This is a genomic window from Streptomyces pinistramenti, from assembly GCF_020564935.1.
Classification (GTDB): Bacteria; Actinomycetota; Actinomycetes; order Streptomycetales; family Streptomycetaceae; genus Streptomyces; species Streptomyces pinistramenti.
This window is the reverse complement of sequence record NZ_JAJCXB010000067.1, coordinates 24,153-35,194: the sequence shown is the minus strand read 5'-3', so window position 1 is coordinate 35,194 and position 11,042 is coordinate 24,153. Positions and strand designations below refer to the sequence as shown.

Below are 11,042 nucleotides of genomic sequence, written 5' to 3'. Positions count from 1 at the left end.
GCCGGATGGCGGGGGGGGTGCGTCCGCGCGCGGGGGTGAGGGGGGGTGGGTCGGCGGGCCCGGGTGGCTTACGCGGCCGGGTGTGCGGGGCGTGGGGCGGTGGTCGCCGCCGGGGGCCGGCGGCCGGTGGGATCGCCAACTGCCGGGCCATCAAAGGGACATGAACGCACCATAAAACCTGCCTCGCCGTCGACGCAGTGCGTAAGGCTCGTGTGCAGACCGTGTTACCTGACGGTAAAACCGACCCGTAGCGGTGGCAAGACGCGTGCGGGAGGAGAATCGGGCGGGGCGGAGCCGGGGTAACCGGCCGGTGTGCCCGCCGAGTTGTGCGGGTGTGCCGTCAGGCGGTGCGCTGTTCGTGCCGGCGGCGCTGCTGCCGGGACCACAGCAGTTTCTGGGCGAGCAGCGTGACGGTGCCGGCCAGCAGGATGCCGACGAGGTTGAGCAGCAGCTGTTCGGTGGAGCCGCGGGCCTGGCCGAACCTGCCGTAGCTGAAGGCGACCGCGGCGTTGGCGGCGGCCGGGACGGTCGTCACCGAGATCGCCACGCCGACCAGCGCGCCGGACTTCGCCGAGGTCAGCGACAACACCCCGGCGATACCTGCCAGCACGGCGACGACGAAGGAGAACCAGTCGGGCCGGTAGATGAACGCGGTGTTCGGGCGGGCGGCGTTGAGCGCCCCGACGTCGAAGAGGTGCACCGCGTCCATGAAGAAGCTGAAGCCGATGGTCACCGCCACCGCCACCGCGAAGCCGACGAGCAGCGCCAGCAGCGAGCGCCAGGCCAGCCGGGGCGCCCGCCGGACCAGCGCGGTGCAGATCCCGGCCAGCGGCCCGAACTCCGGGCCCACCGCCATCGCGCCGACGATGAGGATCGCGTTGTCCAGCACCACGCCGCAGGCCGCGATCATCGTGGCGAGGGTGAGGAAGGCGAGGTAGGTGACGGAGAGCGTGGACTCCTCGTGGGTGGCCTCGGTCAGCGATTCCCACAGCACCGCGTCGGCGCCCTCGCCCGGTGCCTCCCGCTCGGCCCGGTCGGCGCGCGCGGACAGCGACAGGCCGATGTCCTCGACCGCGATCGAGCCGTCCTCGTCGATGCGCAGGGCGCGCAGCTCCTCCAGCAGCGCGTCGGCGGCCTCCCGCGCCACGTCGCACAGCACCACATCGCCCTGCGGGTCGCGTGCGGCGCCGGTCAGCACGGCGAGATGGGCGGTGCCGACGGTCGCCTCCAGCAGCCGCAGGACGTCGTGCGTACGGTCCGCGGGGACCATCAGGCGCAGGTGCAGCATGGGTTCTCCGGGGCCGGGCGGATCGGGCGGATCGGGGTGGACCGTTCAGAGCTTGCGCAGCGAGAGCCGCTGCACCTTGTGGTCCGGGCCCTTGCGCAGCACGAGGTTCGCGCGGCCGCGGGTCGGGGCCACATTCTGCTGGAGGTTGGGTTTGTTGACGGTGCGCCAGATCATCCGGGCGTAGTCCAGGGCCTCGTCCTCGGAGACCTGGGTGTACTTGCGGAAGTACGAGAACGGGTTCTGGAAGGCGGTTTCGCGCAGCTTGCGGAAGCGGCCGAGGTACCACTTCTCGATGTCCTCGGTCCGTGCGTCGACGTAGACGGAGAAGTCGAAGAAGTCGGCGAGCCCGAGGCGGGTGCGGCCGTCCTTGCCGGGCAGCGCGGGCTGGAGGACGTTCAGGCCCTCCACGATGAGGATGTCGGGGCGGTGCACGGTCAGCCGCTCCTCGGGCACGATGTCGTAGATCAGGTGCGAGTAGACGGGCGCGGTGACCTCGGACCTGCCGGACTTCACGTCGGCGACGAAGCGGGTCAGCGCCCTGCGGTCGTACGACTCGGGGAAGCCCTTGCGGGACATCAGGCCGCGGCGGTGCAGCTCGGCGTTGGGGAAGAGGAACCCGTCGGTGGTGACCAGCTCCACGCGCGGGTGCTCGGGCCAGCGTGCCAGCAGCGCCTGGAGCAGCCGGGCGGTGGTCGACTTGCCCACCGCCACGCTGCCGGCCACCCCTATGACGAAGGGGGTGCCGGGCTGCGCGCCGTGGCCGCCGCCCGCGTCGCCGAGGAAGGTGTTGAGCGCCCCGCGCAGATTGCTGGTGGCGCCGACGTAGAGGTTGAGGAGCCGGGAGAGTGGGAGGTAGACGTCCCGGACCTCGTCCAGGTCGATCACATCGCCGAGGCCGCGCAACCGTTCGACCTCATCTGCTGTCAAAGGCAGTGGGGTCTTCTCCCGAAGGGCGCTCCATTCCGTGCGCGTCAGGTCGACGTAGGGGGAGCGCTCGGCGCGGCGGCGTTGCTGCGGATCGGTCGTCAGAGGCACGCGCCCATTGTGCGCAGCCGCGGCGGGCGATTCACCTCGGGGTGGCACTGCGGGAACGCGGCGGCGCCGGGGGAGCGGGGCGTACGTGCCGGAACGGGCGGGCGGAGCGGGACGGGGCGCCGGAAGGCCGTCTGTACCCGGTGAGGTTCCGCGGTTACGGTCAGTGGTGGATGCGGGTCGTGAGCGGCCCGCGGGAAGTACGGGGGGTGGGCGTGCGCGCGCGCCTGTTCGGACCGCCGTGGCGGCGGTCCGTGAGGAATGGTCGGGGCCGTGGGGCCGCCGGGGGAGTCGGGGAGGACATGAGGATGGACGGATTCGCGGCGCAGGTGCACGCCGAGCTGGCGGACGCGTACCCGGATGTGGACCTGGCCGAGGACCTCGCCGAACTCGTCGAGAACGACGAGCGGGGCGGCGAGACGGACTCGGAGGAGGAGGCGGAGTTCCTGGACGCCGTCCAGGAGGCGGTGGACCGGCTCGCCCGCGGGTGGTGAGGCGCCCGGTCCCGTGCGCCCCGTTCCCTGCCGCGTCGCGGCCCGGGGCGCGCCGGTGAGGGGCGCGTAGGCTGCGGGGCATGTGCGGAATCGTGGGTTATGTGGGCGGGCAGCCCGCTCTTGATGTCGTTCTCGCCGGGCTCAAGCGGCTGGAGTACCGCGGCTATGACTCGGCGGGTGTCGCCGTGCTGGCCGACGGGCAGCTCGCCGCGGCCAAGAAGGCGGGCAAACTCGCCAATCTGGAGAAGGAGTTGGCGGCCCGGCCGCTGCCGACGGGCGCGACGGGCATCGGCCACACCCGGTGGGCGACGCACGGCGGGCCCACCGACGGCAACGCCCATCCGCATCTGGACAACGCCGGGCGGGTGTCCGTCGTCCACAACGGCATCATCGAGAACTTCGCCGCACTGCGCGCCGAACTGACCGACCGCGGCCATGAGTTGACCTCCGAGACGGACACCGAGGCGGTCGCCCATCTGCTGGCCGAGGCGTACTCGTCCTGCGGTGATCTGCCCGAGGCGATGCGACAGGTGTGCCGCCGCCTGGAGGGCGCCTTCACGCTGGTCGCGGTGCACGCCGATGCGCCCGACCTGGTCGTCGGCGCGCGCCGCAACTCCCCGCTGGTGGTGGGTATCGGCGAGGACGAGGCGTTTTTGGCGTCGGACGTGGCGGCGTTCATCGCGCACACCCGCGAGGCCGTCGAACTGGGCCAGGACCAGGTCGTGGAGCTGCGCAGGGACGGCGTGACGGTCACCGACTTCGACGGCGCACCCGCGCAGGTGCGGGCGTACCACGTCGACTGGGACGCGTCGGCCGCCGAGAAGGACGGCTACGACTACTTCATGCTCAAGGAGATCGCCGAGCAGCCGAAGGCCGTCGCCGACACCCTGCTCGGCCGGATCGACGCCGCAGGCGTGCTCGCGCTCGACGAGGTGCGGATCCCGCCGGAGGTGCTGCGCGAGGTCGACAAGGTCGTCATCGTGGCCTGCGGAACGGCGTACCACGCGGGGATGATCGCCAAGTACGCGATCGAGCACTGGACGCGGATCCCCTGCGAGACCGAGCTGGCCAGCGAATTCCGCTACCGCGACCCGATCATGGACCCGCGCACCCTGGTCATCGCCATCAGCCAGTCCGGCGAGACGATGGACACCCTCATGGCGCTGCGGCACGCCCGTGAACAGGGCGCGAAGGTCCTCGCCATCTGCAACACCAACGGATCCACGATTCCGCGCGAGTCGGACGCCGTGCTCTACACGCACGCCGGGCCCGAGGTGGCGGTGGCGTCGACGAAGGCGTTCCTGACGCAGCTGGTGGCCTGCTACCTGGTGGCGCTGTACCTCGGCCAGGTCCGCGGCACCAAGTGGGGCGACGAGGTCCAGGCCGTGGTGCGCGAACTGGCCGCGATCGGCACCCAGGTCGAGCAGGTGCTGGGCACGATGGAGCCGGTGCGCGAACTGGCCCGCGGGCTGGCCGACAAGAACACCGTGCTCTTCCTGGGCCGGCACGTCGGCTACCCGGTCGCCCTGGAGGGCGCGCTCAAGCTCAAGGAACTCGCGTACATGCACGCGGAGGGCTTCGCGGCGGGCGAGCTGAAGCACGGGCCGATCGCGCTGATCGAGCAGGACGTGCCGGTCGTCGTCGTGGTCCCGTCGCCGCGCGGCCGCTCGGTGCTGCACGACAAGATCGTCTCCAACATCCAGGAGATCAGGGCCCGCGGGGCGCGCACCATCGTGATCGCCGAGGAGGGCGACGAGACCGTCGTGCCCTACGCCGACCACCTCGTACGGATCCCGCAGACGCCGACGCTGCTCCAGCCGCTGGTCTCCACCGTCCCGCTCCAGGTCTTCGCCTGCGAACTGGCCACCGCCCGGGGCAACGAGGTCGACCAGCCGCGCAACCTCGCCAAGTCGGTGACGGTGGAATGAGCGGCCTCACCCGCGTCCGCGGCGGCCTCGGAGCGGGCCGGTGATCATCGGAGTCGGCATCGACGTCGCCGAGATCGACCGGTTCGGCGCCGCACTGGAACGCACGCCTGAGCTGGCGCAGCGGCTCTTCATCGAGGAGGAGCTGCTGCTGCCCAGCGGCGAACGCCGCGGCACCGCCTCGCTCGCCGCCAGGTTCGCCGCCAAGGAAGCCGTCGCCAAGGCCCTCGGCGCACCCGGCGGCCTGCACTGGACCGACGCCGAGGTCTACGTCGAGGACAGCGGCCGCCCCCGCCTCCGCGTCCGCGGCACGGTCGAGGCCCGCGCCACCGAACTCGGCGTCCGCTCCTGGCACGTCTCCCTCAGCCATGACGCGGGGGTTGCTTCGGCGGTGGTGATCGCGGAGGGGTGAGGGGCGCTGCCGCCTGCCCCGCTCCGTGGCGTGGGGCCGGGGCGACGGCACTCGCCAGGTGTGAGACTGGCCCCATGAGGACTGCGTACAGCGTGGCGGCCGTGCGGGCGGCGGAGCGGGAGTTGATGGGGCGGCTTCCCGAAGGGGCTCTGATGCAGCGGGCGGCGGCCGGACTGGCCGTTGCCTGTGCGGAGTTGCTGGGGAAGGTGTACGGCGCCCGGGTGGTGCTGCTGGTGGGCAGTGGGGACAACGGCGGGGACGCGCTGTACGCGGGTGCCCGGCTGGCCCGTCGGGGCGCGGGGGTGACCGCCGTACTGCTGTCGCCCGGCCGCGCGCATCCGGGCGGTCTGGCCGCGTTGCGGGCGGCCGGTGGCCGGGTCGCGGACGAGGCGCGGGCCGCTCTGGCGCGGGCCGATCTGGTGGTGGACGGCATCGTGGGGATCGGCGGGCGCGGCGGGCTGCGTCCGGAGGCCGACCGGCTGGTGCGGGCGGTTCCGAAGTCGGCGAGGGTGCTGGCGGTCGATCTGCCGAGCGGGGTGGACGCGGACACCGGGGAGGTGCCGGGCGACGCGGTGCGCGCCGACGCGACGGTGACGTTCGGGACGTACAAGCCGGGGCTGCTCATCGACCCGGCACGGGAGCGGGCCGGGGCGCTGCGGCTGGTGGACATCGGCCTCGACGTGCCGGGGGAGCCCACGGCCGAGGCGCTGCAGCACGCGGACGTCGCGGAGCTGCTGCCGCGGCCCGCGGCGGAGAGCGACAAGTACCGGCGCGGCGTGGTCGGTGTGGTGGCCGGATCCGCGCGGTATCCGGGGGCCGCGGTGCTGGCGGTGGCGGGCGCGCTGCGCGGCGGCGCGGGGGCCGTGCGGTACGTCGGCCCGGCGGCCGACGCGGTGCTCGCGCACTTCCCGGAGACGCTGGTGCACGCGGGGCCGCCGCACAAGGCGGGCCGGGTGCAGGCGTGGGTGATCGGGCCCGGCATCGGCGAGGAGGCCGAGGCCCTGGACGACGTCCTGGCGGCGGACGTGCCGGTGCTGGTGGACGCCGACGGGCTGCGCTTCCTGACGCCGGAGCGGGTCCGTGCCCGGACGGCCGGCACGCTGCTGACCCCGCACGCAGGCGAGGCGGCCGCGCTGCTCGGCAGGGACCGCGCGGAGATCGAGGCGGGCCGGCTGCGCTCGGTGCGCGAACTGGCGGCGGGCTACGGCGCGACGGTGCTGCTCAAGGGCTCGACGACGCTGGTCGCCGACGCCGCGGGGCCGGTGCGGGTCAACCCGACGGGGACCGGCTGGCTGGCGACGGCCGGGAGCGGCGACGTGCTGTCGGGGCTGACCGGATCGCTGCTGGCCGCCGGTCTTCCGGCCCGTGAGGCGGCGTCCGTCGGCGCCTATCTGCACGGTCTGGCGGCCCGGCGGGCGGCCGGGGTGCGGGGCGCCCCGATCACGGCCTCCCAGGTGGCCGGTCACCTGGGCGTGGCCTGGCGCGACATCCAGGATTGAGGCGAAATGGGCTGAAGCGGCGGGTGGAGCGCAGGGGGCGGATGCGGCGCGCGTGGTCCGGTTCACCGGCCGTACCCCGGGTCCGCGGGGCATCGCCTGAGACACTGAGGGGGATGAACGAGACAGCAATGCGGGCCCGCGCCGCCATCGACCTCGCCGCCGTGCGGTCGAATGTGCGCGCGCTGCGGGGCCGCGCACCCGGGGCAGAGCTGATGGCCGTGGTCAAGGCCGACGGTTACGGACACGGCGCGGTGCCCTGTGCCCGCGCCGCCCGCGCGGCCGGCGCGAGCTGGCTGGGCACCGCGCTGCCCGAGGAGGCGTTCGCGCTGCGGGCGGCGGGCGACACCGGCCGGCTGATGTGCTGGCTGTGGACGCCGGGCGGCCCGTGGCGCACGGCCGTCGAGCAGGACATCGACGTCTCCGTCAGCGCGCTGTGGGCGCTGCGCGAGGTGACGGTGGCCGCCCGGGAGGCCGGCCGCAGGGCCCGGGTGCAGCTCAAGGCGGACACCGGCCTGGGCCGCAACGGCTGCCAGCCGGACGACTGGCCGGAGCTGACCGCTGCCGCCCGCGACGCCGAGAGCGCCGGGCTGATCTCCGTCACCGGCGTCTGGTCCCACTTCGCCTGTGCGGACGAGCCGGGCCACCCGTCCATCGCCGCCCAACTCGCCGCCTTCCGCACGGCGTTGGCGGTCGCCGAGACCGCCGGGCTGCGCCCCGAGGTCCGGCACATCGCCAACACGCCCGCGCTGCTCACCCTCCCCGAGGCGCACTTCGACCTGGTGCGCACCGGCATCGGTGTCTACGGCATCTCGCCCGCCCCCGAGGTCGGCACCGCGCGGGAGCTGGGGCTGCGGCCCGCGATGACGCTGGAGGCGCACCTGGCGTCGGTCAAGCGCGTACCGGAAGGCCACGGCGTCTCGTACGGCCACCACTACACGACGTCCGGTGAGGTCACCCTCGCGCTGGTGCCGCTCGGTTACGCCGACGGCATCCCGCGGCACGCGTCGGGCAGCGGCCCGGTGCTGGTCGCAGGGAAGCGGCGGACGGTCGCGGGCCGGATCGCCATGGACCAGTTCGTGGTCGATCTGGGCGACGACACCGCGCTGCCCGGGGACCGCGCGGTGCTCTTCGGGCCCGGGGACCGCGGCGAGCCGACCGCCGAGGACTGGGCGCAGGCGACCGGAACCATCGGCTACGAAATCGTCACGCGGATCGGAAGCCGCGTGCCGCGCGTCCATCTGGACAGTGCGCCGGAGACCGGCGTACCCGCGGCGGCAGGCAGCCGGGACATGGGGGGCACGGGATGAGCGAGGCCGGCGACGCGGCGATCGAGGCGGCTGCCGATACCGCGGGCAACTGGGCGAAGGCCGGGCGGCACGCGGGCATCGCGGGCGCGGCGATCGGCGTGGTCGCCGCGGGCGCGGCGGCCGGCGTGGCGATCGAGCGGATGACGGTGGGCCGGGGGATGCGCCGCCGGGCGCGGCTGGCCCTGGACGCCGAGGGCCCGTACGGCACGCTGCGCGGCACCCCCGGCACGGCCGTCGCCGAGGACGGCACCGAGCTGGCCTACGAGATCGACGAGGCGGGCGAGGGGCCGGCGGCGAAGCCGGGCCGGGGCGGGAAGGACAAGGGCGCCGCCGGGCGCGAAGCGGGTGCGGCCGCCGCTGCGCAGGCCGCGGTCCGCAAGCGGCTCGGCGCGGTGCTGCGGCGCCGCTCACCCGCCCTCACGGTCGTTTTCAGCCATGGTTACTGCCTCAGCCAGGACTCCTGGCACTTCCAGCGGGCCGCGCTGCGCGGCGCCGTCCGCACCGTGCACTGGGACCAGCGCAGCCACGGCCGCTCGGCCCGCGGCCGCTCCCAGGCCGACGGCAGCGAGCCGGTCACCATCGACCTGCTGGGCCGCGACCTCAAGGCGGTCCTGGACGCGGCGGTGCCCGAGGGGCCGATCGTGCTGGTCGGGCACTCCATGGGCGGGATGACGGTGATGGCGCTGGCCGACCAGTTCCCGGAGTTCGTGGCCGAGCGGGTGGTCGGGGTGGCGCTGATCGGCACTTCGGCGGGCAGGCTCAGCGAGGTCGCGTTCGGGCTGCCGTCGCTCGGCGTCAAGGCGTTCCACCGGCTCGCGCCGGGTGTCCTGAAGGTGCTGGGCGCGCAGAGCGACTTCGTCGAGCGCGGGCGGCGGGCCACCGCCGACCTGTTCGCCGGGCTCGTCAAGCGCTACTCGTTCGGGACGCCGCAGGACGTCGACCCCGGGGTCGCGCGCTTCGCCGAGCGGCTGATCGAGGCGACCCCGATCGACGTGGTCGCCGAGTTCTTCCCGGCCTTCGCGACGCACGACAAGGCCGCGTCGCTGGTGGCGTACGACACCGTGCCCGCGCTGGTACTCGCCGGCGAACAGGACCTGATCACCCCCGCCGAGCACAGCCAGGCCATCGCCGAGCTGTTGCCCGCCGCCGAGCTGGTGCGCGTGCCGGGCGCCGGGCATCTGGTGATGCTGGAGTGGCCCGAGCTGGTCACCGAAGCGCTGGTGTCCCTGGTCGAACGGGCGGCCGCGGCCCCCCGGCGCTCCCGTTCGGAACGGGCCTGACACCTCGGGCCCCCGTCCGGCGTAAGCCCCGCACCCCGCCCTGCCCGTACCATTTCCGGCATGAGCACCACCGCCACCCGGACCCACGTCACCGTCAAATCCCCCGACCGGATGCAGGAGTTGGGCCGCAGACTGGCCGCCCTGCTGCGCCCCGGCGACCTGGTATTGCTCACCGGTGAGCTGGGCGCGGGCAAGACGACGCTGACCCGTGGGCTGGGCGAGGGCCTGGGGGTACGCGGCGCCGTGACCTCGCCGACCTTCGTCATCGCCCGTGTGCACCCCCCGCTGTCCGGCGGCCCCGCGCTGGTGCACGTCGACGCCTACCGCCTCGGCGGCGGCCTCGACGAGATGGAGGACCTGGACCTCGATGTGTCGCTGCCGGATTCGGTGGTGGTCGTGGAATGGGGCGACGGCAAGGTCGAGGAGCTGTCCGACAACCGGCTGCACGTCGTGATCGAGCGCGCGGTCGGCGCGGATGGCCAGGGCCCCCTGGAGGCGGCCCTGGAGAGCGCGGCGGACGACGTGCGCGAGGTGACCGTCACCGGTATCGGCGCGCGCTGGACGGACGCCGGCCTGCCGGAGCTGGCCACGGACTGACCGGCGGCACCCCGCTCCCCCTTTTTCCCCTTCCCCCGGCTCTTCCGCCTTTGACGGGCCCGGGGTCCGGTCACGCACACCCGTAGTTTCCGACAAGCCGTCGGTAACATGTTGCGCGTGCGGTGCCGGGCATGGTGACATGGTGGCAGAGGTAGTTAGGTCTGCCTAACTTTGGATCTCGTTCTGCCGCTTGCCCCAGGAGCCCGGGAGGCGTCCATGTCTGCCCACCAGCCCTCCCCCACGCCTGACGGGCGCGGGGGCACCCCCCTCGCGGCGACCCGGCGCGATGAGCCCGACGCGCGCGAACAGCCGCCCACCATGCACCAGCTGCTCGCCGCCTGCGCCGCGGCCAGCGCCGTATCGACACCGCCCGAGTCCCCGGACGAGGCACGCGCAGCCAAGGCGGCCCGGGACGTGAAGGGGGAGAGCGGCGCCACGACCGCCGCGTCCACCGGGCGCCGCGACGCGGCGTAATCCGAAAGGGGCGTCCGCGGGGGAGACGGAAAACGGGGCGGCGGTCCGAGGGCGGGAACGCGACCCGACGGGCCGCCGTTTCTGCCTCTTCGTCTGCCGCTGCGCGTCAGGCGACGCCCTCCGCTGCGCGCGTCAGGCGACGACGACGACCTTCGTGCCGGTCAGCCCGAACTTCCACAGCGCGGCACCGTCATCGCGCGCCTCGCGGATCCCGCCGGTCTTCTTCTGCGAGGCGCCCGGATCCGGCGTCGAGCCGTCGACGGCCGCGCTGAAGCCGATCACCACGCCGTCGACGCTGGTGAACAGCACCACGTGCTCGATCGCGATGCCGTCCGAGCCCGTGACGCTCACCGAACGCGAGGTGACGGCGTACGTCCCCATCGGCGGGCTGACGGTGCTCGGTGCGACCTTGTACGTACGGTCGGCCTTGCCGTCCGCGCCGACCAGCCAGACCCGCTTGGCGCCGAGTGCGTAGACGACCCGGCGGCCCTTGCCGGACGCCGCGGGAACCGCGACAGGGGCCGGGCGCGCTTCCTTCTTGCCGTGCCCGTCGTGCCCGGAGGGCTTCTTGGCGGCCGCGGAGTGCCCGCCGTCCTTGCGGGCCTGCGTCAGGTCGTCCGGTGCGGACGCCGATGCCTGGTAGCCGAGTACGCCGACCACGGCCAGGGCCGCCGCGGTGAGAGCGGTGACGATCGTGCTGCTCTTAGCGGGCACCGCTGTGCCACCTTTCCGTA

At 73.8% G+C, this 11,042-nt stretch carries 11 protein-coding genes; 8 read left to right on the top strand and 3 right to left on the bottom strand.

Translation table 11 applies throughout. The annotated features are described in order from the left end of the window. Nucleotides 1-340 precede the first annotated feature (340 nt). Together LIU39_RS30500 and coaA are read right to left on the bottom strand one after the other, a co-directional pair. A complete protein-coding gene (locus LIU39_RS30500) occupies nt 341-1,288 on the bottom strand; it encodes a DUF389 domain-containing protein (protein WP_227050175.1) in 948 nt (315 codons plus the stop codon). Between the two features lie 45 nt (nt 1,289-1,333). Further along, nucleotides 1,334-2,323, bottom strand: coding sequence for a type I pantothenate kinase (gene coaA, locus LIU39_RS30495; protein WP_227050174.1), 990 nt, complete (start codon nt 2,321-2,323; stop codon nt 1,334-1,336). Nucleotides 2,324-2,622: 299 nt separating this feature from the next. Between coaA and LIU39_RS30490 the strand changes: the two genes are divergently transcribed. From LIU39_RS30490 to LIU39_RS30455, 8 genes are all read left to right on the top strand, one after another. Then, the gene (locus LIU39_RS30490) at nt 2,623-2,814 is read left to right on the top strand and encodes a hypothetical protein (RefSeq protein WP_227050173.1); all 192 of its coding nucleotides are present in this window, start codon (nt 2,623-2,625) and stop codon (nt 2,812-2,814) included. Nucleotides 2,815-2,894: 80 nt separating this feature from the next. Next, complete coding sequence (glmS, locus tag LIU39_RS30485) at nt 2,895-4,742, top strand: glutamine--fructose-6-phosphate transaminase (isomerizing) (protein ID WP_227050172.1); 1,848 nt, start codon at nt 2,895-2,897, stop codon at nt 4,740-4,742. Between the two features lie 40 nt (nt 4,743-4,782). Next, the gene (locus LIU39_RS30480) at nt 4,783-5,151 is read left to right on the top strand and encodes a holo-ACP synthase (RefSeq protein WP_227050171.1); all 369 of its coding nucleotides are present in this window, start codon (nt 4,783-4,785) and stop codon (nt 5,149-5,151) included. Between the two features lie 74 nt (nt 5,152-5,225). Next, nucleotides 5,226-6,650: an NAD(P)H-hydrate dehydratase gene (locus tag LIU39_RS30475; protein ID WP_227050170.1), complete on the top strand. Its 1,425-nt coding sequence runs from the start codon at nt 5,226-5,228 to the stop codon at nt 6,648-6,650. A 113-nt stretch (nt 6,651-6,763) separates the two neighbouring features. Next, on the top strand, nt 6,764-7,957 hold the full coding sequence (alr, locus tag LIU39_RS30470; RefSeq protein WP_227050169.1) for an alanine racemase: 1,194 nt from the start codon (nt 6,764-6,766) through the stop codon (nt 7,955-7,957). Further along, entirely contained in the window at nt 7,954-9,237 is a 1,284-nt protein-coding gene (locus LIU39_RS30465) for an alpha/beta fold hydrolase (RefSeq protein ID WP_227050168.1), read from the top strand. The genes alr and LIU39_RS30465 overlap by 4 nt, the downstream gene beginning before the upstream one ends. A gap of 60 nt (nt 9,238-9,297) precedes the next feature. After that, on the top strand, nt 9,298-9,834 hold the full coding sequence (gene tsaE, locus LIU39_RS30460) for a tRNA (adenosine(37)-N6)-threonylcarbamoyltransferase complex ATPase subunit type 1 TsaE (RefSeq protein WP_227050167.1): 537 nt from the start codon (nt 9,298-9,300) through the stop codon (nt 9,832-9,834). Nucleotides 9,835-10,050: 216 nt separating this feature from the next. Beyond that, nucleotides 10,051-10,308 carry a hypothetical protein gene (locus tag LIU39_RS30455; RefSeq protein WP_227050166.1) on the top strand — a complete coding sequence of 86 codons (258 nt, stop codon included), beginning with the start codon at nt 10,051-10,053 and terminating at the stop codon, nt 10,306-10,308. Between the two features lie 132 nt (nt 10,309-10,440). Here the strand turns inward: LIU39_RS30455 and LIU39_RS30450 are convergent, their stop codons facing one another. Continuing rightward, nucleotides 10,441-11,022 (bottom strand): hypothetical protein, encoded by a 582-nt coding sequence (locus LIU39_RS30450; RefSeq protein WP_227050165.1) that lies wholly within the window; start codon nt 11,020-11,022, stop codon nt 10,441-10,443. Nucleotides 11,023-11,042 lie beyond the last annotated feature (20 nt).